This window comes from Rugamonas aquatica (assembly GCF_009380215.1).
GTDB classification, from domain to species: Bacteria; Pseudomonadota; Gammaproteobacteria; order Burkholderiales; family Burkholderiaceae_D; genus Rugamonas; species Rugamonas aquatica_B.
This window is the reverse complement of the sequence record NZ_WHUG01000005.1, coordinates 459,608-483,633: the sequence shown is the minus strand read 5'-3', so window position 1 is coordinate 483,633 and position 24,026 is coordinate 459,608. Positions and strand designations below refer to the sequence as shown.

Here is a 24,026-nt window from a genome sequence, read left to right as displayed (position 1 = left end):
TGCGTTTGCAAAGTCTCGGTCAAATCTTAGTCCATCAGTTTTTGTGCTTCGGCCACCTGGCCGCGGTAGGCGTCGAAGATTTTCTTCAGCGCGTCGGCCATCGAGGTGGTCGGCTTCCAGCCCAGCTCTTCGCAGGTGTTGGTGATCTTAGGCACGCGGTTCTGCACGTCCTGGTAGCCGGTGCCGTAGTAGGCGCCCGAGGTGGTTTCAACGATCTTGACCTGCTTGGCGCCGGTGGCGTACTCAGGATATTCCTCGGCCAGCTTCAGCATCATGCCGGCCAGGTCGCGGATCGAGTAGTTGTTGACCGGGTTGCCGATGTTGTAGATCTTGCCCGAAGCAGCGCCGTCCTTGTTGGCGATGATTTTCATCAGCGCGTCGATGCCGTCGTCGATGTCGGTGAACGCGCGTTTCTGCGCGCCGCCGTCGACCAGCGAGATGTTCTCGCCGCGGACGATGTGGCCGAAGAACTGCGTCACCACGCGCGACGAGCCTTCTTTCGGCGTGTGGATAGAATCCAGGCCGGCGCCGATCCAGTTGAACGGACGGAACAGCGTGAAGTTCAGGCCTTCCATGCCGTAGCCCCAGATCACGCGGTCCATCAGCTGCTTGGCGTTGGAGTAGATCCAGCGCGGCTTGTTGATCGGGCCGCAGACCAGTTCCGAGTTTTCAGGATCGAACTCGTCGTCGTGGCACATGCCATACACTTCCGAGGTAGACGGGAACACCAGGTGCTTGCCGTACTTGGCGGCCGAGCGGACGATAGGCAGGTTGGCCTCGAAGTCCAGTTCGAACACGCGCAGCGGCGCCTTCACGTAGGTCGATGGCGTCGCGATGGCGACCAGCGGCAGGATCACGTCGCATTTCTTGACGTGGTACTCGACCCATTCCTTGTTGATCGTGATGTCGCCTTCGAAGAAGTGCATGCGCGACTTGTAGGCCTCGTTCTCCAGCACGTCGGTGATGCGGTCGGTGCTCATGTCCATGCCGTAGACATGCCAGTCGGTCGTTTCCAGGATGCGCTTCGACAGGTGATGGCCGATGAAGCCGTTGACGCCGAGGATGAGGACTTTTTTCATTTGATAGTTACCCAGGTAATGTTCATTGTCCGCCAGCGGACAGCTCCGCCAGGCGGGATTGCAACTGCTCAGCCGTTACGGGTTCCCCGTCGGCCGTCAAGGCGGAAATCGTCAGCATGCGGCCATCGCCGCACACGCCAAAGATGCAATTATCCACTACTGTCAAGCCCGGTGGCAAACTTAGCGATACAACATTGCCGAAATTGCCAGACAAACGGGCCCGTTGCAGCACATAGCGTACACCGCCGATATCGGTGAAGGCGCCCGGGTAGGGCGGCGCCACGGCGCGGTGCAGGTTGTACACATCCTGCGCCGGCATCAGCCAGTTGATGCGGCCATCCTCGGGCTTGCGGCCGCCGAAGTAGCCGCCCTTGCTCAGGTCGTTCTTGATGCGCGGCGCCGTGCCGTCCAGCAGCGACGGCAGCACGCGCCACAGCGCCTGCTCGGCCGCCACGGTGACTTTGCCGAACACTTCGTGCGCGGTGTCGTCCGGCAGGATGGGCACTTCCATCTGCGAGACGATGGCGCCGGCGTCGGGCTTGACGGTCATCTCGTGCAGCGAGGCGCCGGTGACGGTGGCGCCGTTGAGCACCGCCCAGTTGACCGGCGCGCGGCCGCGGAATTCCGGCAGCAGCGAGCCGTGCATATTGAACGCGGGCGCCACCGCCAGCAGCTCGGCCGGCAGCATGTTGCGGTAGTAGAAGCTGAACATCAGGTCCGGCTTGGCCGCCTTGACCTGTTCCAGCAGCTCGGGCGATTTGGCGTCGGCCGGCGTGATGTAGGGGATGCCCTCGGCCTGGCACAGCGAAATCACCGATTCGAACCAGATGTTTTCGTTGTCGCTGTCCTCGTGCGTGACCACCAGCGCGACATCGACGCCGCCGGCCAGCAGCACCTTCAGGCAGCGTACGCCGACGTTGTGGTAGCCGAAGACGACGGCGCGTTGCGGTTTATCGAAATCAGTCATGGCCTCGGCCTACGGTACGTTTTTCCACACCGGCCGGCACGTCGAGCGACTGGCCGGGTTTTTGTTCCAGTATCGTTTGTACCACGTAGCGAGGGCGCGCGCGCACTTGCTGGAAGATGCGGCCGACGTATTCGCCCAACAGGCCGATGCCGAACAGGATCGTTCCCATGAAGAAGAAGGCAATCGCGAACAGCGTGAACAGACCCTCGGCTTCCGCGCCCAGGAACAGGCGGCGTATCAGCAGCACAAACACCAGCAGGCCGGAGGCCAGCGACAGCAGGATGCCGAACATCGAGAAGAACTGCAGCGGCACCAGCGAGAAGCCGGTGACCAGGTCGAAATTCAGGCGGATCAGGCTGTACAAGGAGTACTTCGATTCGCCGGCCGCGCGTTCCTCGTGCTCGACGATGATCTCGGTCGGCTTGCGGGCGAAGCGGTAGGCCAGCGCTGGCACGAAGGTGTTGACCTCGCCGCACTGGTTGACCAGGTCGATCACATTGCGGCCGTAGGCGCGCAGCATATTGCCCTGGTCGGTGATCTTGATGTTGGTGATGCGCTCGCGCAGGTGGTTCATGGCCTTGGACGCGTAGGTGCGCCACGCCGAATCCTGGCGCTTGCGGCGGATCGAGCCGACGTAGTCGTAGCCTTCGCGGATCTTGGCGACCAGGTTGCCGATTTCCTCGGGCGGGTTTTGCAGGTCGGCGTCCAGCGTAATCATGATGTCGCCGCGCGAGGCTTCGAAGCCCGCCAGGATGGCCATGTGCTGGCCGTAGTTACCGTTGAACAGCACCACGCGGGTGACGTCGGGACGGGCGCGGAACTGCTCGGCCAGCATGGAGACCGAGTTGTCGCGGCTGCCGTCGTTGACGAACACGATCTCGTAGGTCGTGCCCAGCTTGTCGAGCGCCGGGTAGAGGCGGTCGAACAGCGCTTGCAGGCCGGCCTGTTCGTTGTAGATCGGGATAACGACGGTAATTTCAGGTTTCATCAACGACACGCTCATTTGATCAAAATCGCTTTCACGGCTGCGACGGCACGGTCGACATCGGCCGTGGTCATGGCATAGAACATCGGCAGGGTGACCGTCAGGCGGCCGATTTTTTCCGAGACCGGGAACATGCCCTCCTTGAAGCCGCGTTCGCGGTACATGGTGAACAGGTGGATCGGTGCGTAGTGATAACCGGTGCCGATGTTGTAGCGCTCCTGCATGGCGCGCATGAAGTCGGCGCGCGTGGTCGGGCCGTTATCGGGCAGCACGATCTGGAACAGGTGGTAATTGCTGGTCTCGAAGGCTTGCAGCGGCAGCTGGGCGCCGGACTGGGCTTCGAAATCCGGGCCGAAAGCCTGGTAGTAATGGCGCGCCAGGTTGCGGCGGTGCGCGGTGATGTTGGCGATATTGGCGAACTGGCCCAGGCCGATGGCGGCCATGATGTCGCTCATATTGTACTTGCCGCCCAGGACGTCGACATCGATGCCGTCGACGCCGCTGCGGGTCACGCCTTGCAGGCGGTACTTCTCGGCAAGCTTGGCTTCTTCGAGATTGTTCAGCACCAGCGCGCCGCCTTCACCGGTGGTGATGTTCTTGTTGGCCTGGAAGCTGAACGAGACGAAATCGCCGAACGAGCCGATGCGCTTGCCGTTCCACTCGGAGCCGAAGGCCTGGGCCGCGTCCTCGATCACGCGCAGATTGTGCTTTTTGGCGATGGCGTACAGGCGATCCATGTCGACGGGCAGGCCGGACAGGTAGACCGGAATGATGGCCTTGGTGCGCGGGGTGATCGCGGCTTCCACTTTGTCGAGGTCGATATTGCGGGTGACCGGGTCGATGTCGGCGAACACCGGCGTGGCGCCCACTTCGATGATGACGTTGGCCGTGGCGACCCACGAGATCGACGTGGTGATGACTTCGTCGCCGGCGCCGATGCCGGCGATGCGCAGCGCGATTTCCATCGTGCAGGTGCCGGAATTGAAGGTGCGCACGGGGCGGCCGCCGAAATACTCGGACATCTGGGCTTCGAAGGCGGCCACTTTCGGGCCGCTGGTGATCCAGCCGGAACGCAGCACGTCGCTGACGGCGGCGATGGTTGCCTCATCGATCGTTGGTTTCGAAAAAGGCAAGAAGGGTAAGGCGGAGGTCATTGGGTAGTTCGCTCTCGTTGTTTTTGGCTTATGGCCGCATTCTAAATTGTTCGTCAGGTACGCGCCAGCAAGGCAACGCCCACCAGGATGATGCCGATGGCGACCAGGCGCTGCACCGTCAGCGCTTCGCCGAACAGGTACCAGGCGCCGATGGCCGTCACCACATAGCCCAGCGACAGCATCGGATAGGCGATCGACACGTCCACCCGCGACAGCGCGATGATCCACAGCACCACCGACAGCACGTAGCAGGTCAGGCCGCCGATGATGGGCAGCTGGCTCGCCACCTTGAGGCCGACCGAGAACAGGTTGCTCAGCGTCAGGTGGATCTCGCCGATGTTCTTGGTGCCGGCCTTGAGCAGCAGCTGGGCCACCGCGTTGAGCAGCACGCCGAAGACGATAAAGCTGAAAGTTGCAATATTCATTAATATTATTTATAAGATTTTTATAAACTACAGGTTGGCCACCACGACGCGGCGCGTATCTTCGGCCACCACGCGCATGGTCAGGCCGTCTTCCTTGAGCTCGGCATACTTCTCCGGGCTGAGGATGGCCAGCGCCTTGACGCCTTGCGCGGTGTGCTGGTTCCACAGCACCACGAACTGCTCGACCGTCGGGATGGACAGCTCCGGCTGCTGGCGCAGGCCGAAGGTGAACTCATCCCAGTAGTCGACCAGCACCACGGTGCGCTGCAGGTAGAAGGTCATCGACTGCTCGTAGGTGTCGACCGAGTAGATCTTGGTATCGGGCTTGAGCTCGGGCAGCGTTTTCATCGCCACCGCTTTGCCGGCGCGCATTTTGCCATACGGCTCGAAACCGGTCAGTATCAGCTGGGTCGCGATGAAGCCGGCCACGGCCATGGTGAGCACTGTCAGGTCGCGGCGCAGGTGGCGCGCATGTAGCAGCGCCAGCGCGCCGCCGGCCGCGGCGACGATGCCGGCCATCAGCACCCACGGCTGATAGGCTTCCAGCAGCGCGGTTTCCTCGTGATGGCGCACGGCCATGTGCACCATCTGCGGCACGGCGGCCACGCCGCCCACGCCGATCAGCACCAGCAGGCCGGCGGCGATCATGCGGCTGCGGCGCGAGGCGTTTTCCAGGTTGACCGCGATCAGCAGGGCCAGCGCCGGGAACACCGGCAGGATGTAGCCGGGCAGCTTGGAGCTGGAGTAGCTGAAGAAGAAGAAAATGAACACGGCCCAGATCAGCAGCAGCAGCTTGGGCTGGAACACGCCGGCGCGGTCGCGGCGCACGGCGCCCCACAGCGCCTGCGGCAGCAGGCCCAGCCACGGCATGATGCCGGGGATCAGCATCACGAAGAAGTAGTACCACGGGCCTTCGCGGTGGTGGGTCTTGAGGAAGAAGCGTTCCCAATGTTCGTGCACGAAGAAGAAGTGCGGCTGCTCGGGATTGCGCAGCGCCACCAGCACGAACCACGGCGTGGCGACGGCGAAGAACAGCAGCAGGCCCTTGCCCAGGTGCAGGCGCTTCCAGATGGCGATGTCACCCGACAACGCCGAGTACAGCACCAGCACCGCGCCCGGCAGCACCAGGCCGATCAGGCCCTTGGCCAGCACCGCCAGCGCCATGCCTGCCCAGCACAGCAGCATCCAGTTGCGGCGTTCGCTATCGGAGGCGCCGTCGCGCTGGGCGACCAGCACCGCGCACAGCACGATGGTCATCATGCCGGACAGGCTCATGTCCAGCGAATCGATCTGGCCGGAAGCCACCCAGAACAGGCTGGAACCGAGCGCCAGCGCGGCGTAGAAGCCGGCGCGCGCGCCGAACACGCGGTTGCCCGCGTAGCCGGTCAGGATCACGCCGCCCAGGCCGCACAGGCCGGTCCACAGGCGGGCCTGCCACTCGCCCAGGCCGAACACGGCAAACGAAGCCGCGTTCATCCAGGTTTGCAGCGGCGGCTTTTCAAAATACTTGATGCCGTTCAGGCGCGTGGTGATCCAGTCGCCGTTGACGAACATTTCACGCGCCATTTCGGCGTAGCGGCCCTCGTCGGGCGGCACCAGCGTGCGCACGCCCAGCACGTACAGCCAGACGATGATGAACGCGGCCAGCAGCGACCAGACGATTTTCTTGGAGTTGTACAGGTCGTTCATCAGGCTGGTTTGCCCTCGGTGTGGTCGATGATCAGAGCGAGCGTGACCTTGCGGCCTTCGCCCATCAGGATGTTGTAGGTGCGGCAGGCGGCCTGGCTGTCCATGCATTCGACGCCGATGCGGCGCATGGTCAGCGCGGCGGTCAGGCGTGGATGGATGAAGCGCTGCCTGGCGCCGGTGCCGAGGATGACGACGTCCGGGTTGTCATCGCCGATGGTGACGAAGTGCTCTGCGGTAATAGATTCGAAGGTAGGGGCATCCCAGGCGCGCGGCGGGATTTCCGGCAGCACGATCAGGCTGTAGTTATAGCGCTGGGCGTTGATTTCGACCCCGGTTTCATCGTAACCGGTAACGGTCTGGTATTTTTGAGTATCGCTGGCGTGGAGCTTCATGACAGAAATCGCGGTTTTAGTCGGCAAAAGAAGCGCCATTGTAGCGTTTTTCCGGGGTGTTCCAGTCTGAAAGGTTGATTAAATGGGAGCCTTTCGGCAGAATGGGTCTTTTCGCATTGCAGCACGGGCCGCCGGGGGGATTTTGGCAGTCCTGAGCGGTTTGCCTCACCAAGACAGGATTTTATTTTGCGACCGATTCAAAAATCGAACAAATTAGCGGAAGTCTGCTACGAGATCCGCGGCCCGGTGCCGGAAAAAGCCCGGCAAATGGAGGAAGAAGGCCACAAGATCACGAAGTTGAATATCGGCAACCTCGCCGTGTTCGGTTTCGATCCGCCGGATGAAATCGTCCAGGACATGAAAATCAACCTGCCCAACGCGGCGGGCTACACCGATTCCAAGGGCATGTTCGCGCCGCGCAAGGCCGTGGTGCACTACACCCAGGGCAAGAATATTCCCGGCGTGACCATCGAGGACGTCTATCTCGGCAATGGCGCGTCCGAGCTGATCGTGATGTCGATGAACGCGCTGCTCAACACCGGCGACGAAGTGCTGGTGCCGGCGCCCGACTATCCGCTGTGGACCGCCGCCGTGTCGCTGTCCGGCGGCACGCCGGTGCACTATGTGTGCGACGAGATGCAGGACTGGTTCCCGGACATCGAAGACATGCGCCGCAAGATCAATTCCAACACGCGCGCCATCGTCGTCATCAACCCGAACAATCCGACCGGCGCGCTGTACCCGGTCGAGCTGCTGTTGCAGATCATCGAACTGGCGCGCCAGCACCAGCTGATCATCTACGCCGACGAAATCTACGACAAGGTGCTGTATGACGGCGCCGAGCACGTGTCCATCGCCTCGCTGGCCGACGACGTGCTGTTCGTCACCTTCAACGGCCTGTCGAAGAACTACCGCGCCTGCGGCTACCGCGCCGGCTGGATGGTGGTGTCGGGCGAGAAGAACCATGCGAAAGACTATATCGAAGGCCTGAACATGCTGGCCTCGATGCGCCTGTGCGCCAATGCGCCGGGCCAGTTTGCGATCCAGACCGCGCTTGGCGGCTACCAGTCGATTCACGACCTGGTGGGGCCGGGCGGACGCCTGCTCAAGCAGCGCGACCTGGCTTACAAGCTGCTCACCGATATTCCAGGCGTAACCTGCGTCAAGCCGAAAGCTGCGCTGTACATGTTCCCACGCCTTGATCCGAAGATCTACCCGATCGCGGACGACCAGCAGTTCGCCTACGAGCTGCTGGCTGAAACAAAAGTGCTGATCGTCCAGGGCAGCGGTTTCAACTGGATCGCGCCGGATCACTTCCGCGTCGTGTTCCTGCCGAATTCGGACGATATGATCGAGGCCTTCGGCCGCATCGCCAAATTCATGGAAGGCTACCGGAAACGTCACGGCGCCAGCTTCTAACTGCACCGTCATTCCCGCGAAAGCGGGAATCCATACTGAGCCGAATGACACGGGTTCTATGGATTCCCGCCTGCGCGGGAATGACGGGGTTCAAACTATAGAAACGATTTATATGAAACCCATCAAAATAGGTTTGTTAGGCGTCGGCAATGTCGGCGGCGGTACGTTCGATGTGCTGGCCCGTAACCAGGAAGAAATCCGCCGCCGCGCCGGCCGCGGCATCGAAGTGGTGGCGGTCTCGGCCCGCAACCTGGAGCGCGCCAAGACGCGCACCGGCGGCAAGGTCAAAGTGGTGGCCGACCCGTTCGACATCGTCAACGATCCCGAGATCGACATCGTCGTCGAGCTGATCGGCGGCTATGACCAGGCCAAGGCGCTGGTGCTGCAAGCCATCGCCAACGGCAAGCACGTGGTCACCGCCAACAAGGCGCTGCTGGCCGTGCACGGCAATGAGATCTTCGCCGCCGCGCAAGCCAAGGGCGTGATGGTGGCGTTCGAAGCGGCCGTGGCCGGCGGCATCCCCATCATCAAGGCGCTGCGCGAAGGCCTGACCGCCAACCGCATCGAATGGCTGGCCGGCATCATCAACGGCACCACCAACTTCATCCTGTCCGAGATGCGCGACAAGGGCCTGGATTTCGCGACCGTGCTCAAGCAGGCGCAGGAACTGGGCTACGCTGAAGCCGACCCCACCTTCGACATCGAAGGCGTGGACGCGGCGCACAAGGCCACCATCATGTCGGCGATTGCCTTCGGCATTCCGGTGCAGTTCGACAAGGCGCACGTCGAGGGCATCTCCAAGCTGAACGCCATCGACATCCGCTACGCCGAGCAGCTGGGCTACCGCATCAAGCTGCTGGGCATCGCCAAGCGCGCCAAGGTCAACGGCGTGGAAGGCGTGGAACTGCGCGTGCATCCGACGCTGATCCCATCGAAACGTTTGATCGCCAACGTCGAAGGCGCGATGAACGCCGTGCTGGTGCATGGCGACGCCGTCGGCGCCACCCTGTACTACGGCAAGGGCGCAGGTTCCGAGCCGACCGCGTCGGCTGTGATCGCCGACCTGGTCGACATCACCCGCCTGGCCACCGCCGATGCCGAGCACCGCGTGCCGCACCTGGCCTTCCAGCCGAACGCGATGACCGATATCGAGATCCTGCCAATGGCGGAGATCACCACCAGCTACTACCTGCGCATGAACGTCAGCGACCAGCCGGGCGTGCTGGCCGACCTGACCCGCATCCTGGCCGACGCCACCATCTCGATCGACGCCATGATGCAGAAGGAACCGGCGGAAGGAGAGACCCGCACCGATATCATCTTCCTGACGCACCAGACGCAGGAGAAGAACGTGCTGGCGGCCATCGCCAAGATCGAAGGCTTGGCCACGGTGTGCGGCAACGTCACCAAGATCCGCCTGGAAAACCTGAGCTGATTTAAAGCTGGGGTCAAGTCTGACATTCGGACACGAGCTCTACCGTAACCAGCGTTACGGTAGAGCTCGTGTCCGAATGTCAGACTTGACCCCAGCGCTGTAGACGAAAAAAAACCGGACGGCGTCTACGCACGCTGTCCGGTGAAGGGTTTCTCCTAGTTACACGGGGTTGCTGCTACTACGGTACTGCGGTACTGCTTACTTCGAAGCGACGGTCAGTTCGCTTTTCACTTCTTTCACGCCAGGCACGGCCGAAGCGACCTGAATCGCCTTGGTGCCGATGTCGGTGCTCGCTACCGAGCCGCTCAGCACAACCACCCCGTCGGTGGTGGTCACGCCAATTTGTTTTTGATCTGCCAGGGAAGCCTTGATTTTGCTGGTGATGGCTTCGTCATTGGTGGCGGTGCCGGTCTTGGCGGCGCCAGCCATGGCGGCTTCGGTCTGGCCGGCGGCAAACGCGGTGCCGGTGGCGGCAGCGGCGGTCAGGGTGGCGGCAACCATCAGGCGGGCGATCAGTTTGGTAGTCATCATGATTTGCTTCCTTTTTTCAGTTTGAGGGTGAAACGTCAGTGACGTTATCCTCTCCTTTGCAAAGCCCGTGCCAGCTCTGAAAATTAGATTGAAATCAATGACTTATGCGTGATTTTCCTATTGGAAATCGTCTGCCCGTGGTATTTCAGGCCATATTGCCTGGGTTTTGTCGGGAGATGGCGACAAGCTTCCGTCGCCATTCCGCAAGTGGCTGATTTGTAAGGGATTATTCCTGTCGCTCTGCGGCGACAGCGGCGCCGTCGGCGCGGAACAGGCTGGCGTCCAGGTCGTGTTTTTGCAGCAGACGGTAGAACTCCGTGCGGTTGCGTTCGGCCAGGCGGGCGGCGTCGGCCACGTTGCCGTCGGTCAGTTTCAGCAGCTGGACCAGGTAGTTGCGCTCGAAGCGCTGCTTGGCCTCGGTGTAGCTCAGCACCTCCAGCGACGGCACCCGCAGCGCCCGCTGCACCAGCGACAAGGGCACCAGCGGCGCCGTCGCCAGCGCGCACACGTGTTCGACCACGTTGTACAGCTGCCGCACGTTGCCGGGCCAGGCGGCCGTGGTCAGCGCCTCCAGCGCGCCGGGCGCATAGCCGCGCACGGTCTTGCCATACTTGGCGGCCAGCGTCTGCAGGAACTGGGTCGCCATCGGCGCGATGTCTTCGCGGCGTTGCGACAGCGGCGGCAAGGTCAGCGTGATGACGTTCAGGCGGTAGTACAAGTCTTCGCGGAACTGGCCTTCCTGCATCGCCACGTCGAGGTCGCGGTGGGTGGCCGACAGGATGCGCACGTCCACCGGGCGCGCGATATCCGAACCCAGCTGGCGCACCACGCGCTCCTGCAGCACGCGCAGCAGTTTTACTTGCAGCAGCAGCGGCATGTCGCCGATCTCGTCGAGGAACAGCGTGCCGCCGTCTGCCGCCTGCAGCAAGCCTTCGCGGCTGGCGACCGCGCCGGTGTAGGCGCCCTTGACGTGGCCGAACAGTTCGGACTCCAGCAGCGCCTCCGGTATCGCGCCGCAATTGACGGCGATGAAGGGCGCCTTGCTGCGCCGGCTGGCGCGGTGGATGGCGTTGGCCAGCAACTCCTTGCCGGTGCCGCTTTCGCCGCGGATCAGGATGCTGGCGTCGGAGGCGGCCACCAGCCGCGCCTCGGCCAGCAGCTCGTCCATGCACTGGCTGCGGCTGATCAGGCCGGCGCGCCAGGCGTGGTCGCCGCTGGCGGGGCCGGGCTCGGGCGCGGACAGGCTCAGCGCCTGGACGATGCGTTCCAGCAGCGTCTTGGCGTCGAACGGTTTGGTCAGATAGGCGTAGGCGCCCAGCGTGGTGGCTTCGACCGCGTCGGGGATGGTGCCGTGGGCCGTCAGCAGGATCACCGGCAGGGCCGGGTAGGTGCTGCGGATTTCCTGGAATAGCGACATGCCGTCGCGGTCGGGCAGGCGGATGTCGCTGATGACCAGGCGCGGCAGCTCGATCGACATGCGCGCCAGTGCGGCCTCGGCGCTGCCGACGGCGGTGACGCGGTAGCCGTTGGCGGTCAGGCGCATGGACAGCAGGCGCAGCAGGTCGGCGTCGTCGTCGACCAGCAGCAGATGGGCGCCCTGGCCGGCGGCTGCGCTGCGCGGGGCGCCGTTGTCGCGCTCGCGGGTCAGCGTGCCGGGCTCGCGGGGCAGTGCGGCGGGTTCGCGCCGCTGGCCGTCCGCCGCCGGATCGGCGCCGGTCGCCATGTCATCGGCCCGGGCGCTCATTTGATCACCGCCTGTGGCCCTACCGCCGGGCGGGCCGGCAGCGTGCGCTCGATGGTCTTCAAGCCTTCCAGCATCTCGTTGAGCTGGTCGATGCGGCGCTGGCTATCCTTTTGCTGCGAGGCCAGCTTGTCGGCATGCTCGGCCAGCCGCCGCGTCTCGGCGCAATTGCTGGACAATAGTTGCGCCAGCGCCTTGAACGGCTGCGCCTCGGTCTCGGTGGCGGTGGCCACGCTGTCGAGCAGCGCCTGCGCGCGCGCCAGGTCGCCGCTGCCGCGCGTCAGCATCAGCACCATGCCCATCTGGATCGCCACGCGTGGGCTGCGTTGTTGCAGGCCCAGGCCGCTCAACTCTTTCAGCATATCGCCCTGCGTCATCTTGCGCAGTTGCTGGTGATAGCTGAGCAGCGGCCCGACCTCGTCCGGCGGTGGCGGCGGCGGCAGTTCGACGATGACCGGTGGCGGAGGCAGCGTCACCTCGGCCGGCGTCGGCAGCGTGGGGCGGGGCGGGTTCAGCGTGCAGGCGGCCAGCGACAGGCTGAGCATCAGCAGCAGCCAGCGGCGTCCCGCAACGGAAGTTAAATCATAGGTCATAAGGCAATTCGATTCGGAAATGCGCGCCCCGTTCGGAGGGCAGCAGTTGCAGGGCGCCGCCATGGGCGGCAACGTATTCGTACACGATGGACAGGCCGATGCCATTGCCCCGGCGCGCACCGGGCGGCTGGCGCGCGCCCTGGTAAAACGGTTCGAAGATGCGGGCCGCGTCGTCGGGCGCCACGCCCGGTCCCTGGTCGATGCAGTCGATGCGCAGCTTGCCGCCGGCCTCGGCGAGATGGAAGGCCACCTGTCCGCCGTGCGGGCTGAAGCGCACCGCGTTCGACAGCAGGTTGCCGACCGCGACCGCCAGTTTCTCGGCGTCGACGGCGATGGTCCGGGCCGTGCCCTCGACCGTGACGCTCAAGCCGGCGGCCTGCGTTTGCAGGCGCTGGGTGGCGATGGCCTGGGCCAGCAGCGCCGCCACGTCGGTCGGTTCGCGTTGCAGGTGGTGGGCGTCGAAGGTGGCGGCGTTATAGCGCAGCAGCGCTTCGATCTGCGATTGCAGCGCCGCCGTGTTCTGGTTGAGGATGCCGGCGATCTCGCGCTGGTTGGGCGACAGCGCGCCGGCCACGCCATCCTCCAGCAAGGCCACGCCTTCGCGCAGCGCGGCCAGCGGCGTCTTCAGTTCGTGCGAGATGTGGCGCAGGAAGCGCGCCTTGTCCGCCTCCAGGTCCGACAGCCGCTGGCGCAGCCAGTTCAGCTGCTGGCCCACGCGTTGCAAATCGCTGGGGCCGCGCACGGCGATGGGCTGGTCGTAGCGGTTCTCGCCGAGCCGGTCGATGGCCGATTCGATCTGCGCGAGCGGGCGCGACAGCCACAGCCCGAAGCCGCCCGCCAGCAGCGCCGCCAGCACGATGGACGCCATCACTTGCCCCTTCAGCACGCCGCGCCGCTGGTCCAGCTCGCTCAACAGCACGCTGTTGCGGCGCTCCACTTCCAGCTTGACCTCGTCGGCTAGCTCGGCGTTCACCGACGGCAGCGGCGCCAGCACTTTCTCCAGCGCCTGCTGGCGCGCGCTGGAACGCGGCCGCGCCGGTGCTTGCAGGATGTCCCAGGCCTGTTCGCCGGCTCGGCGCCAACGGTCGAAGGTGCCGGGCGGCGTGTAGGGCAGGGCGGCGGCCACCGCGTCCAGCGCCGCGCGCGCCTCGCGCCAGGCGTCGGCGTAACGCGTGCGGAAGGCGGGATCGTCCAGCACCAGGAATTGGCGCGCGCTGCGCGCCATCGCGACGCTGCGCTCGGCAAGTTGTTGGGTGTTTTCGGTCAGTGCCAGGGCGTGGCGTCCGCTGTCGCGGCTGTGGGCGGCGAGCCGGTCCAGGGTCCACAACGCGTGCAGCGAGGCCGCGCTCAGCAGCACGGCGATCAGCAGGAAGACGCCCAGCAGCAGCTGGCGAAACGAAAGTTTCGTTAGCATCGTCGTTAATTAGTCTCTATATGGTTTGAATGATATGGTGAAAGCGGCCTTACGGCCTGTTCGATTGGTTGCGTTGTTGTTCGGCACGGAAGCGGAATATTATGTTGCGCACGGCAACACTCTTCGATTACGCTGATTTACAAATGTAGTTGTGCTGATTTAACCTTTGGGGAGTGTCATGGCTAGTCTTCTGCGGCGTTTGTCGATCCAGCAAAAACTAATGCTCAGCATGGCGGCCTGCCTGCTGCTGTTCCTGGCGATTTCAGCCACGCTGAGCGTGGTCATGACGGGCAACAGCATCCGCGAGCGGGTGGTCAACCAGGAGCTGCCGGCCGAGGTGGGTGAAATCCGCAACGACATCCTGCGCCAGATCGGCGAGCCGCTGGCGGCCACCTTGTCGGTCAGTGGCAATACCTTCCTGCTGGACTGGGAAAAGGCCGGCTTGCCGGACAGCGGCGTGCCGGCCTGGATCGCGTATTCGGCCAGCATCCGCAAGACCATGAAGGCGGCCGCCGTCTCGTGGGTCTCCGGCAGCACCGGCAAGTATTTCGACGACAAGGGCTACAACCGCACGCTGGACAAGGGCGCGGCGGGCGACCAGTGGTTCTACGGCTTCCTCGCCAGCGGCAAGCCGTATTCGCTGAACCTGGACAAGGAGCCGGGCGCGAGCACTTACAACGTCTTCATCAATACCCGCTTCGATACCGGCGACGGCAAGATCGGCGTGGCCAGCCTGGGGCTGTCGGTCAACAAGCTGGCCGAGAACATCCGCAGCTACAAGGTCGGCGAGTCCGGCTTCGTCTATCTGGTGCGGCCGAACGGCATGCTGATTGTGCACCGCGAGACCGCGCTGGCGGACGGCCAGCATTTCATGAAAGATTTGCCGGGCTTCAGCGCCGAGCTCAGCACCAAGCTGCTGGGCGGCCAGAACTACGCCAGCGCCAGTTACTCGGCGCCGGGCGGCAAGCGCCTGGTGGCCTCGTCCTTCGTGCCTGAGTTGAATATGTACGTGATCGCCGAAGTGCCGGAGTCCGAAGTGCTGGGCGCGGTGACGCGCTCGGTGACGATCTCGGCGCTGGTGGGCGGCCTGGTGGGCGGCGGCATTGGCTTGTTCGTTGTCTTCCTGGTCAGCCGCGCGATCGCCGCGCCGGTGGCGCGCGCCGCGCAGATGCTGGGCGAAATCGCCGACGGCAATGGCGACCTGAGCCGCCGCATGCCGGTCGAGAGCGAGGACGAGGTGGGCGCGCTGGCCGATGGCTTCAACCGCTTCGTGTCATCGCTGAACGCGACGATACGCAAGGTGCGCGACAGTACGGAAACCATCGCCACGGCATCGAGTGAAATCGCCAGCGGCAACCTGGACTTGTCGTCGCGCACCGAGGCGCAGGCGTCCAGCCTGGAAGAGACGGCATCGGCGATGGAAGAGCTGACCGCGACCGTGACGCAGAACGCCGAAAGCGCCAAGCACGCCAACCAGTTGGTGCAGTCGGCCTCCGGTTATGCGACCGAGGGCGGCGAAGTGGTGGGCCGCGTGGTGCAGACCATGGTGTCGATCAAGGACAGCTCGCGCAAGATTGTCGACATCATCGGCGTGATCGATGGCATCGCTTTCCAGACCAATATCCTGGCCTTGAACGCCGCGGTGGAAGCGGCGCGCGCCGGCGAGCAGGGGCGCGGCTTCGCGGTGGTGGCGTCCGAGGTGCGCAACCTGGCGCAGCGCTCGGCCAGCGCGGCCAAGGAAATCAAGGAACTGATCAGCGATTCGGTGGTGAAGGTCGATGCGGGCAGCGTGCTGGTGGACGAAGCGGGCGTCACGATGAGCAAGATCGTCTCGTCGGTCGAGCAAGTGACCAGCATCATGGGCGAGATCGTCGCCGCCAGCCACGAGCAGAGCGAAGGCATCGCCCAGGTCAACCTGGCGGTGACGGAAATCGACAGCACCACGCAGCAGAATGCCGCGCTGGTGGAGGAAGCCGCTGCGGCGGCGGGCTCCTTGCAGGAGCAGGCCGCCAACCTGGCGGAAGTGGTCAGCGTGTTCAAGCTGGAGGAGGCGACGCGCGCCGCGCCATCGTCGCGGTTGGCGCTGCGCTGAGTGGAACCTAGGCCTGATCGCGGGACGTGAGCACGCGGTCGATCAGGCCGTATTCCGCGCCCTGCTGGGCCGACATGTAGTTGTCGCGGTCCGAATCCTTTTCGATCCGCGCCAGCGGCTGGCCGGTGCGTTCGGCGTAGATGCTGTTGAGGCGGTGGCGCTGATACAGCACTTCGCGCGCCTGGATCTCGATGTCGGCCGCCACGCCCTGCGATCCGCCGTGCGGCTGGTGCATCATGATGCGGGCGTTGGGCAAGGCGTAGCGCTTGCCGATGGCGCCCGCCGTCAGCAGGAAGGAACCCATGCTGGCGGCAAATCCTGTGCACAGTGTCGACACGTCCGGTTTGATGAACTGCATCGTGTCGTACACCGCCATGCCGGCGTACACCGAGCCGCCAGGCGAATTGATGTACAGCGAAATATCCTTGCCGGGATCGTCCGATTCCAGGAACAGCAGTTGCGCGACGATCAGGTTGGCCGATTGCTCGGTCACTTCTCCCACCAGGAAGATCACCCGCTCCTTCAGCAGGCGCGAGTAGATGTCGAACGCGCGCTCGCCGCGCGCCGTGTGTTCGATGACGGTGGGGACCAGGCCGAGCGCCTGAGGAGAATGCGAAGTCATGATGGTCCTTTTGCGATAGAGTTGGGTATCGCTTGACGTTTGCGGACCGGCGCTGTGTGACAATAAAAAAATATATCGCCGGCGTGTCACACCTGGGCCGCGCCGAGCGTCAAGTGGCACCAGCCTCATACAAGGAGATTCCCATGCCCAGCATTGCCGACACCGATGGCGCCCTGTTCGAGCGGCTGCGTCCGCGCCTGAAAGCGATCAGCTGTCGCATCGTCGGCAGCGAGGCCGAAGCCGAGGACATCGTGCAGGATTGTTTTCTCAAATGGCGGGTCGCCGAGCAGAGCGCGCTGGCGACGCCGGCCGCCTGGCTGACCACCGTGGTGCAGCACCAGTCGATCGACCGGCTGCGCAGGCGCGCCCGCGATGCGGCGGCCGCGCACGCGGCCATGGAGCTGACGTCCGATGTGGCGGCCGAGACGCCGGAAGAAGGCTTGCTGCGGCGCGCCGAACTGGGCGAGGCGCTGGAGCGCCTGCTGGCGTGCCTGTCGCCGTCCGAGCGGCTGGCGGTGGTGCTGCATGATGTGTTCGAATGCGAGCATGCGGAGATTGCGGCCAGACTGGGCATCAAGACGGTGAGCGCCCGCCAGCACCTGGCGCGCGCACGCAGGCGCTTGCGCGAGGACGACGTGCCGCCGGGAGAAAAACTTTGTCGCGAACTGCTGCGCCGTTTCCAGGCCGCGATCAACGGCCTGGACGTGCCGGCGATGATGCTGCTGCTCGGCGATGAACAGCCGGTGTCGGTGCTGGCTTCGCGCCGCTTGCAGGCATGCGCCAACGATGCGTCATACGCTCTGGCGCTGGCGGCGTAAATGTCCGTTATCGGACAGCGGTAGATGTTCGATAATGGACAGCTGGCGAACGTATGCCGTTGCAAACGCGCGAAATCGTCGCTAATTGGTTGGCACAGGATTTGCTGAATAGCTTCCGTCACCTCAATCCAAGGAAAATCTCCATGTGCAAGCGCTCATGATCAACCTGCGCGATTTTCGTATCGGCCTGCGTCTGCTCGCCAAGGAGCCCGGCTACTCGGCCGTCATCATCCTGGGATTGTCGATCGGCTTTGGCGTGTGCCTGCTGATGCTCGCGTATGTGCGCTATGTATCGAGCTATGACGCCTCGGTGCCGGATGCCGACCGCATATTTCTGGTCAAGTACAAATACAACCTGATTCCCAAGCCGCAGTGGTTCGAACTTGCGCCCTTGCCGTTGATGGAGGTGGCGCTGCGCAGTGGCCAGGTCGAGAGCGCGACCGCCCTGAACGCGATGAAGGTGACGGCCAAGGTCGGCCCCTTGGCCGAGGCGGTGGAACTGGCGGCGGCGCATCCCGGCTTTGAACAGATCTTTGGCGTCGCGGCGCTGGAAGGCGATCTGCACAAGGCGTTGACGCAGCCGGATATGGTGGCGCTCACGCGTGGCATGGCGCTCAAGCTGTTTGGACGGGAGCATGTGCTGGGCCGGACCTTGCAGGTGACCGGAAAAACGCTGACGGTGGCCGCCGTGCTGCCCGATCCGCCGTCCAATTCCACGGTGAGCTATAACGGCCTGGTGGGCATTGAAACGACGCTGTGGCCGGCCGAGGAGCGCAAGATGCTGTTCCAGTCATGGTCCTTTATCTATGCCAAGATCTACGTGAAGCTCAAGCCCAACGCCTCGGCGGCGGTGCTGGGCCGCATCATGCAGGACGCGGCCGCCAAGTCGCCGCTGGTGCACGAGATGTCGGCCGAAGACCAGGCGCGCATGGGACGCCAGGCCGTGGCCGAGATCCGCCTTGGCGCCTTGTCCGGCATGTATTTCGATGCCGATACTGCCGGCTCGCCCGACAGCAGCGAGCATGGCGACATTCGCGCCGTCTATGGACTGGCCGGCATCGCGTTGCTGATCCTGCTGCTGGCGACGATCAACTACGTCAATCTCGCCACGGTGCGCACCTTGCAGCGCAGGCGTGAGGTCGCGGTGCGCAAGGTATTGGGTGCGGGCGTCGGCCGGGTGGCGGCGCAGTTCCTGGCGGAGTCGCTGCTCGTCGCGCTGCTGGCGACCGCTTTGGGACTGCTGATGGCCTACTTGCTGCAACCGGTGTTCATCGCGCTCGTCGACCGCAAGGTGGACCAACTGTTCACGCTGCCGATGCTGATGTGGAGTTTGGCGCTGGGCGTGGTGGTGGGACTGGTTGCCGCCCTCTATCCGCTGTGGGTGGCGCTGCGGGTGCGTCCGCCGGAGGCGATGGCCAGCCGGGGCGCAGGCGAGACGGTCGGCGCCTCGTCGATGCGTCGCCTGCTGACGGTGCTGCAGTTTGCGGCGGCCATCGGCCTGACTGGCGTGACGCTGACCATCGCCTACCAAACCCGGTTTGCCATGCAGTCCGATCCCGGCTTCAACGCCGATCCATTGCTGGTCGTGAATCTGCCGGCCAATCTGTCGACGCGTGAGGCGGCCGGCTTTCGCGCTGCGCTGTCGCAGGCGCCTGGCGTTGACGGCGTGGCTGGCGCACAGAGCCCGCTTGGCGTAGGTTTCACGGGGCGCTTTTACACGGTCACGCGTGACGACGGCACTTCCGCCAGCATCGTCGCACGGCCGGTGACGCCGAATTTCTTCGATGTGTATGGCATAGCTCCGCTTGCCGGCCGCCTGTTCGACAGCCGCCGCGACCAGGCCGACGCGCAGGACAACATCGTGATCAGCGCCGCCGCGCTGCGGCCCTTGCACTTCGCCTCGCCGGAAGCAGCCATCGGCAAGAGCGTCAGGCTGGGCGCGAACAGCGCCACCATCGTCGGCGTGGCGCCGGACATCAAGCTTGAGGGACTGCACAAGGCTACTCGCGCCGTCATCTATTCCACCAGCACGGAGGTCGGGGTGCTGACGGCGCGCACCAGCGGCGACGTGGCCGCGCTGGCGGAAACCGCCAACGGCTTGCTGCGGCAGTATTTTCCGAACGACGTGATAGACGTGCGCCGCGCCTATGGCCACTATGCGCAGGGCTATGCCGAGGATGTCCGCTTCGTCAAATTACTTGGGGTTGGCAGTGTGATGGCGATTGCTATCGCTGCTTTCGGCATCTATGTGCTTGCCGCCTGCACGGTGCAACGCCGCGAGCGCGAAATCGTCATCCGTAAGTTGCACGGGGCCAACGCGCGCGCCATCGGCCTGCTGATCGCGCGCGAGTTCGCGCTGTTGACGGCGACAGGCGCGGCGGCAGGCCTGCCCGTCGCCTGGTATGCGAGCCGCGTCTACCTGGCGACGTTTGTCGAACTGGCGCCGCTGGGCATGCTGCCGCTGGCGGCCGCGCTGCTCGTGATCCTGGTCGTTGCGCTGGGGGCGACGTTGACTCAGACCGTCAAGGCGAGCCGGCTGGTGCCTGCGGTAGCGTTGCGCACTCTGTAGCTTCGCCGCGCAGCAGAAGCAGCTGGCCGATGGACAGGAGGGCTGTCGCGGAGGCGCCGGGCGGCGGGAATCAGACGGCTGGGCCGACGTCCATGCCGTCGTAGGATTCGAGCTGGTGCTCTTCGGCGAACTTGTAGAGTTCCTGGTTGCGGACGTGCAGCGTATCGGCGGTGTGGTGCTCGACTTTCTCAACGTGCAGCCACCACAGTGCCGGTACGCTGGCTTCCGGCTTGGAGTCGTAGATGCCGACGATCTGATAGCCCTTGGCCTTCAGCAGCGCCGAGACGCCTTCCAGTTTGCTCTTGGTCGGGTCGGCGAAAAAGTAGCCCCACAACAGCGGCTTCGAAATATCCCACGGTGCGTTCTGCTTCATGTCGGCAAACAGCTCGACCATGTCTTCTTTGGTAATCATGTACTTATCCTTGGTTGGTGCTGTAGCGCTAATGCGGTTGCGCGTATTTTACCGCAGCGGCGGGGTGGGTCAGGTATGGGGGAAGGCTACGGTGACTTTCAGGCCCTGGCCGCCGGTCGCTTCGTCCAGCGTGATGCTGGCGCCGTGCAGGGTGGCGATGTCGCGGACGATGGCCAGGCCCAGGCCCGCGCCGCCGGGATTGCGCTCCAGCGTCGCGGCGGCCCGGTAGAAGGGCGCGAAGACCCGCTCACGCTCGGCGGCGGCGATGCCATGGCCGCTGTCTTCCACTTCCAGCACCACGCCGCCCTTGCCCGCGCCCGCGCCAGGCCGCACCCGCAGCGTCACCGTGCCGTCCTGCGGCGTGTAGCGCAGCGCGTTGTCCACCAGGTTGGCGATCATCTCATGCAGCAGCAGGGCCTGGCCCTGCACCACGCATTCGCTGTCCGCCTCCAGCGACAGGTCGATCTGCTTGGCCACCGCCGCCATCGCCATCTCCAGCCCCACCTGGCGCGCGATGTCGCGCAGCGAGGCCGGTTCCGACTGGGCCGCCGCGCCGTCGGCGTCGCCGCCATGCTCGATGCGCGCCAATGTCAGCAGGCGGTTGGCCAGGTTGACGGTGGAATCGGTGGTGGCGGCGATGCTGTGGACGATCTCGCGCAGCGCCGCCCGCGTGGCTTGCGGATCGGCGTTCGGCCGGTCGCATTCGCGCAGCGCCAGTTCGGCCTGGGTCTTGAGCACGGTCAGCGGCGTGCGCAATTGATGCGAGGCGTCGGCGATGAAGCGGCGCTGGCTGCTGATCAAAATCTGCAAGCGCGAGCGCGAGCTGTTCATCGCCGCCACCAGCGGCCTCACTTCCTTGTGCACCAGCGTCGGATCGACATCGGAGGAGTCGTTCAGCTTGCGCGTCTCTACCGCGATCTTCAGCCGCATCAGCGGTTGCAGCACCAGCCGCACGGCGAACCACACCAGTAGCGTCAACGCCAGCAGCAGCAAGGCCTGCCACGCCAGCGTATCGAACAGGATCTGGTTCGACAGCCCGCGCCTGGCCTCCAGCGTTTCGCCGACCTGGATCAGCGCGATGCCGCGCATCGAATCGTCGTACACCGGTTGCAGCAGCGCGGCGATGCGCACCGGCTGGCCGTTGTAGTTGGCGTGATAGAAGCGCACCAGCGCCGGATAGGCCTCCGAGCGCGGCACGTTGGCCGGCACCGGCGGCAGGTCGGCATAGCCGGACACGGTCTCGCCCTTGATGCCGGTGACTTTGTAGTAGATGCGGCCCAGCGTATCGGTCTCGAAGCTGTCCAGCGCCACGTAAGGCACGTCCGCCACCACCTTGCCGTCGACGATGGACACGCGTTCGGCCAGCGCCCGCGTGGAGGCCAGCAGCGAACGGTCGTAGGCGACATCGGCCGCGTCCAGCGCATTGCGGTAGACCGAGATGGTGTTGAGCGCGACCAGCACCAGCAAAGGCCCCAGCAGCCAGCGCAGCAGCTGGCCGCGCAGGCTGCCCAGCGGCGCGCTTGGCCCGAAGCGGCGCGCCAGTCGGCTCAGCAGCGGCAGGCGGCGCGGCGCCTCGGCCAACGTCAGCCGCCTTTGGCGCCGGCCGGCGCAGGCGCGGACGCGGGCCGCGGTTGCAGCAGATAGCCGATGCCGCGCAGCGTGGTGATGACGGCGGCATCGGGCGCAGCGATGTCGAGCTTCTTGCGCACGCGGTGGATATACAGCTCGATCGCATCGAGGTTGGCGTCGTCCGCCAGCGCGAACACTTCGTCGAACAGCTTCTCCTTGGAGACGGCGCGGCCGGAGCGGGTAATCAGCGTCTCCAGCACCGCGTGTTCGCGCGGCGTCAGCGCCAGCGCGGTGCCGGCGTAGGTGAACATGCGGGTGACGGTGTCGAAACTGAGCGCGCCGCAGCTGTGCACCAGCGCCTCGTTGCCGACGCTGCGGCGCAGCAGGGCCTTGACGCGCGCCTCCAGTTCGGCCAGTTCGAAGGGCTTGGCCAGGTAATCGTCGGCGCCCAGGTTCAGGCCCTGCACGCGGTCTTCCAGGCCGCCGCGCGCGGTCAGTATCAGCACGGGAGTCTGGCCGCGCGGGCCGCCGCGTGCGCGCAGGCGCTTGAGCACTTCCAGCCCGTCCATGCGCGGCAAGGTCAGATCGAGGATCAGCAGCGCGTAGTCCTGGGTGTGCAGCAGGGCGTCCGCATCGGCGCCGTTGTCGGCGCATTCCACCGTCAGATTGGCGTCGCGCAGGGCTTTGGACAGCCAATGTGATAGCTCGGTGTGGTCTTCAACTAACAGAATGCGCATAAATTCTTGCCAACAATATGAAATAAGTTCAGTGTAAGGCCAGAATCATGGTCTCAGCCGCCCCAAAAGGGAAGCCCTTACCTGATTTGTGGTGCATGGGCGACAGGAATCCGTGCCGCGCAGTGGCAATGAACGCAATGAAAGGCAATTGAAAGGAAGCGACTCCTATAGTGACAGCCTGATCGCAAAGATCAGGCATCACAAATAACTACATCCTCTGGAGACCTACATGAAAAAATCCTCGTTGACCCTCGCTATCATGGCATTGGCGGCAGCCGCCGGCGGCGCCGCCCACGCCCAATCGAACGTGCAGGTCTACGGTTTGCTGGACGTCGGTGTGGAAACCGCCAACCACAAGACGCCGACCGGCGGCAGCATGACCAGTGTGATCTCCGGCGGCATGAACACTTCGCGCTGGGGCCTGCGCGGCACCGAAGACCTGGGCGGCGGCCTGAAAGCCGTGTTCAACCTGGAAGGCGGCATCCTGATGGACACCGGCGCTCAGGACGGCGTGCTGTTCAAGCGCCAGGCCAACGTCGGCCTGGAAGGCGCCTTCGGCCGCGTCATCATCGGCCGCTCGTTCACCAGCGTGTACGACACCGTGATCTCGTTCGACCCGATGGGCTTTGCGCCTTACTATTCGTGGGCGACTTCGGGCCCGGCCACCGGTCCTAGCAAGTACGGCTTCACCACCCAGTACGACAACATCATCAAGTACTCCGGCTCCACCGGCGACTTCAAGTTCGGCGCCAACTACGCCGCCGGCGAACAGACCACCGGCGCGCAGGACAGCGCCAAGGTCGGCTTCACAGGCGTCTACAAGATCGGCCCTGCCAATCTGATGGCGACCTGGGAGCGCAACAACGGCAACACCGTGCCGGCCACCGGCAATCGCGACAAGAACACCGTCTGGCACCTGGGCGCGAACTATGAAGACGGTCCTGTCAAACTGTGGGGCGTGATTCGCGACTACAAACTGGTGGCCGGCAAGGCGCTGACCCCGGACGTTCAGGCCACCACCACCTGGGCCGGCATCGCCTACAAGACCAACGACGTGACCACGCTGACCGGCGCGATCTACCACGTCAACGTCAAGAACGTCGCCGCCGGCAAGGACGCCGATCCAACCATGTACGTGGCGCGCTATCGCTACGCTCTGTCCAAACGCACCGACCTGCATGTGTCGGCTGCCTATGCCAAGGCCAAGAATGGCCAGCTGACCGGTTTGTCGCGTGACGACGCCGGCTACGGCGACACCCAGCGCGGCGTGACCGTCGGCATGCAGCACCGCTTCTAAGCCGAAGAATGGAACGCGGCATTTTGTAAAAAAATGCCGCGTTCTGAAAGCGCTTTGAAAGCTTCACCGTTCTAAGATACCTCACA

21 protein-coding genes are annotated in these 24,026 nt (G+C 64.4%); 6 read left to right on the top strand and 15 right to left on the bottom strand.

Annotated elements, in window-relative coordinates:
• Positions 1-26 precede the first annotated feature (26 nt).
• From GEV02_RS16110 to GEV02_RS16080, 7 genes are read right to left on the bottom strand one after another with little or no spacing between them, the layout of a single operon-like run.
• Entirely contained in the window at positions 27-1,079 is a 1,053-nt protein-coding gene (locus GEV02_RS16110; protein WP_008450881.1) for a bifunctional UDP-4-keto-pentose/UDP-xylose synthase, read from the bottom strand.
• 22 nt (positions 1,080-1,101) lie between these two features.
• Positions 1,102-2,046 (bottom strand): formyltransferase, encoded by a 945-nt coding sequence (locus GEV02_RS16105; RefSeq protein WP_070357771.1) that lies wholly within the window; start codon positions 2,044-2,046, stop codon positions 1,102-1,104.
• On the bottom strand, positions 2,039-3,034 hold the full coding sequence (locus GEV02_RS16100; protein WP_152838938.1) for a glycosyltransferase: 996 nt from the start codon (positions 3,032-3,034) through the stop codon (positions 2,039-2,041). The genes GEV02_RS16105 and GEV02_RS16100 overlap by 8 nt, the downstream gene beginning before the upstream one ends.
• An 11-nt stretch (positions 3,035-3,045) precedes the next feature.
• Complete coding sequence (locus tag GEV02_RS16095; protein WP_152838937.1) at positions 3,046-4,185, bottom strand: DegT/DnrJ/EryC1/StrS family aminotransferase; 1,140 nt, start codon at positions 4,183-4,185, stop codon at positions 3,046-3,048.
• A 53-nt stretch (positions 4,186-4,238) separates the two neighbouring features.
• Positions 4,239-4,610, bottom strand: a complete 372-nt coding sequence (locus GEV02_RS16090) for an SMR family transporter (protein WP_152838936.1) — start codon at positions 4,608-4,610, stop codon at positions 4,239-4,241.
• Between the two features lie 27 nt (positions 4,611-4,637).
• Entirely contained in the window at positions 4,638-6,299 is a 1,662-nt protein-coding gene (locus tag GEV02_RS16085) for a glycosyltransferase family 39 protein (RefSeq protein ID WP_152838935.1), read from the bottom strand.
• On the bottom strand, positions 6,299-6,691 hold the full coding sequence (locus tag GEV02_RS16080) for an Mth938-like domain-containing protein (protein ID WP_152838934.1): 393 nt from the start codon (positions 6,689-6,691) through the stop codon (positions 6,299-6,301). The genes GEV02_RS16085 and GEV02_RS16080 overlap by 1 nt, the downstream gene beginning before the upstream one ends.
• A gap of 186 nt (positions 6,692-6,877) precedes the next feature.
• Between GEV02_RS16080 and GEV02_RS16075 the strand changes: the two genes are divergently transcribed.
• Together GEV02_RS16075 and GEV02_RS16070 are read left to right on the top strand one after the other, a co-directional pair.
• On the top strand, positions 6,878-8,110 hold the full coding sequence (locus tag GEV02_RS16075) for a pyridoxal phosphate-dependent aminotransferase (RefSeq protein ID WP_152838933.1): 1,233 nt from the start codon (positions 6,878-6,880) through the stop codon (positions 8,108-8,110).
• 112 nt (positions 8,111-8,222) lie between these two features.
• Positions 8,223-9,545, top strand: a complete 1,323-nt coding sequence (locus GEV02_RS16070; RefSeq protein ID WP_152802704.1) for a homoserine dehydrogenase — start codon at positions 8,223-8,225, stop codon at positions 9,543-9,545.
• A gap of 198 nt (positions 9,546-9,743) precedes the next feature.
• Here GEV02_RS16070 and GEV02_RS16065 read toward each other — a convergent pair whose 3' ends face one another.
• From GEV02_RS16065 to GEV02_RS16050, 4 genes are all read right to left on the bottom strand, one after another.
• The gene (locus GEV02_RS16065; protein ID WP_152838932.1) at positions 9,744-10,076 is read right to left on the bottom strand and encodes a BON domain-containing protein; all 333 of its coding nucleotides are present in this window, start codon (positions 10,074-10,076) and stop codon (positions 9,744-9,746) included.
• Positions 10,077-10,302: 226 nt separating this feature from the next.
• Positions 10,303-11,820 carry a sigma 54-interacting transcriptional regulator gene (locus GEV02_RS16060; protein ID WP_268878637.1) on the bottom strand — a complete coding sequence of 506 codons (1,518 nt, stop codon included), beginning with the start codon at positions 11,818-11,820 and terminating at the stop codon, positions 10,303-10,305.
• The gene (locus GEV02_RS16055) at positions 11,817-12,410 is read right to left on the bottom strand and encodes a hypothetical protein (RefSeq protein ID WP_152838931.1); all 594 of its coding nucleotides are present in this window, start codon (positions 12,408-12,410) and stop codon (positions 11,817-11,819) included. Before GEV02_RS16055 ends, GEV02_RS16060 begins: the two co-directional genes overlap by 4 nt.
• Positions 12,400-13,824 carry a sensor histidine kinase gene (locus GEV02_RS16050; protein WP_152838930.1) on the bottom strand — a complete coding sequence of 475 codons (1,425 nt, stop codon included), beginning with the start codon at positions 13,822-13,824 and terminating at the stop codon, positions 12,400-12,402. Before GEV02_RS16050 ends, GEV02_RS16055 begins: the two co-directional genes overlap by 11 nt.
• Positions 13,825-14,002: 178 nt before the next feature.
• Between GEV02_RS16050 and GEV02_RS16045 the strand changes: the two genes are divergently transcribed.
• Entirely contained in the window at positions 14,003-15,916 is a 1,914-nt protein-coding gene (locus GEV02_RS16045; protein ID WP_152838929.1) for a methyl-accepting chemotaxis protein, read from the top strand.
• A gap of 7 nt (positions 15,917-15,923) precedes the next feature.
• Here the strand turns inward: GEV02_RS16045 and clpP are convergent, their stop codons facing one another.
• Entirely contained in the window at positions 15,924-16,538 is a 615-nt protein-coding gene (gene clpP, locus GEV02_RS16040; RefSeq protein ID WP_152838928.1) for an ATP-dependent Clp endopeptidase proteolytic subunit ClpP, read from the bottom strand.
• Between the two features lie 143 nt (positions 16,539-16,681).
• Between clpP and GEV02_RS16035 the strand changes: the two genes are divergently transcribed.
• Positions 16,682-17,356 carry a sigma-70 family RNA polymerase sigma factor gene (locus GEV02_RS16035; RefSeq protein WP_152838927.1) on the top strand — a complete coding sequence of 225 codons (675 nt, stop codon included), beginning with the start codon at positions 16,682-16,684 and terminating at the stop codon, positions 17,354-17,356.
• A gap of 145 nt (positions 17,357-17,501) precedes the next feature.
• Positions 17,502-19,925, top strand: a complete 2,424-nt coding sequence (locus tag GEV02_RS16030; protein ID WP_152838926.1) for an ABC transporter permease — start codon at positions 17,502-17,504, stop codon at positions 19,923-19,925.
• A gap of 70 nt (positions 19,926-19,995) precedes the next feature.
• Here the strand turns inward: GEV02_RS16030 and GEV02_RS16025 are convergent, their stop codons facing one another.
• From GEV02_RS16025 to GEV02_RS16015, 3 genes are all read right to left on the bottom strand, one after another.
• Positions 19,996-20,337, bottom strand: coding sequence for a ribonuclease E inhibitor RraB (locus GEV02_RS16025; protein WP_070357759.1), 342 nt, complete (start codon positions 20,335-20,337; stop codon positions 19,996-19,998).
• A 69-nt stretch (positions 20,338-20,406) separates the two neighbouring features.
• A complete protein-coding gene (locus tag GEV02_RS16020; protein ID WP_408014852.1) occupies positions 20,407-21,918 on the bottom strand; it encodes a sensor histidine kinase in 1,512 nt (503 codons plus the stop codon).
• A gap of 2 nt (positions 21,919-21,920) precedes the next feature.
• A complete protein-coding gene (locus GEV02_RS16015) occupies positions 21,921-22,643 on the bottom strand; it encodes a response regulator (protein WP_152838925.1) in 723 nt (240 codons plus the stop codon).
• A gap of 229 nt (positions 22,644-22,872) precedes the next feature.
• Between GEV02_RS16015 and GEV02_RS16010 the strand changes: the two genes are divergently transcribed.
• A complete protein-coding gene (locus GEV02_RS16010) occupies positions 22,873-23,940 on the top strand; it encodes a porin (protein WP_152838924.1) in 1,068 nt (355 codons plus the stop codon).
• The last annotated feature ends 86 nt before the right edge of the window (positions 23,941-24,026 follow it).

Bases quoted from the DNA above. Each gene is read 5' to 3' on its own strand.
- GEV02_RS16110 (WP_008450881.1), bottom strand. From the start codon at position 1,079: ATGAAAAAAGTCCTCATCCTCGGCGTCAACGGCTTCATCGGCCATCAC.
- GEV02_RS16105 (WP_070357771.1), bottom strand. From the start codon at position 2,046: ATGACTGATTTCGATAAACCGCAACGCGCCGTCGTCTTCGGCTACCAC.
- GEV02_RS16100 (WP_152838938.1), bottom strand. From the start codon at position 3,034: ATGAAACCTGAAATTACCGTCGTTATCCCGATCTACAACGAACAGGCC.
- GEV02_RS16095 (WP_152838937.1), bottom strand. From the start codon at position 4,185: ATGACCTCCGCCTTACCCTTCTTGCCTTTTTCGAAACCAACGATCGAT.
- GEV02_RS16090 (WP_152838936.1), bottom strand. From the start codon at position 4,610: ATGAATATTGCAACTTTCAGCTTTATCGTCTTCGGCGTGCTGCTCAAC.
- GEV02_RS16085 (WP_152838935.1), bottom strand. From the start codon at position 6,299: ATGAACGACCTGTACAACTCCAAGAAAATCGTCTGGTCGCTGCTGGCC.
- GEV02_RS16080 (WP_152838934.1), bottom strand. From the start codon at position 6,691: ATGAAGCTCCACGCCAGCGATACTCAAAAATACCAGACCGTTACCGGT.
- GEV02_RS16070 (WP_152802704.1), top strand. From the start codon at position 8,223: ATGAAACCCATCAAAATAGGTTTGTTAGGCGTCGGCAATGTCGGCGGC.
- GEV02_RS16065 (WP_152838932.1), bottom strand. From the start codon at position 10,076: ATGATGACTACCAAACTGATCGCCCGCCTGATGGTTGCCGCCACCCTG.
- GEV02_RS16060 (WP_268878637.1), bottom strand. From the start codon at position 11,820: ATGAGCGCCCGGGCCGATGACATGGCGACCGGCGCCGATCCGGCGGCG.
- GEV02_RS16055 (WP_152838931.1), bottom strand. From the start codon at position 12,410: ATGACCTATGATTTAACTTCCGTTGCGGGACGCCGCTGGCTGCTGCTG.
- GEV02_RS16050 (WP_152838930.1), bottom strand. From the start codon at position 13,824: ATGCTAACGAAACTTTCGTTTCGCCAGCTGCTGCTGGGCGTCTTCCTG.
- GEV02_RS16045 (WP_152838929.1), top strand. From the start codon at position 14,003: ATGGCTAGTCTTCTGCGGCGTTTGTCGATCCAGCAAAAACTAATGCTC.
- clpP (WP_152838928.1), bottom strand. From the start codon at position 16,538: ATGACTTCGCATTCTCCTCAGGCGCTCGGCCTGGTCCCCACCGTCATC.
- GEV02_RS16035 (WP_152838927.1), top strand. From the start codon at position 16,682: ATGCCCAGCATTGCCGACACCGATGGCGCCCTGTTCGAGCGGCTGCGT.
- GEV02_RS16025 (WP_070357759.1), bottom strand. From the start codon at position 20,337: ATGATTACCAAAGAAGACATGGTCGAGCTGTTTGCCGACATGAAGCAG.
- GEV02_RS16015 (WP_152838925.1), bottom strand. From the start codon at position 22,643: ATGCGCATTCTGTTAGTTGAAGACCACACCGAGCTATCACATTGGCTG.
- GEV02_RS16010 (WP_152838924.1), top strand. From the start codon at position 22,873: ATGAAAAAATCCTCGTTGACCCTCGCTATCATGGCATTGGCGGCAGCC.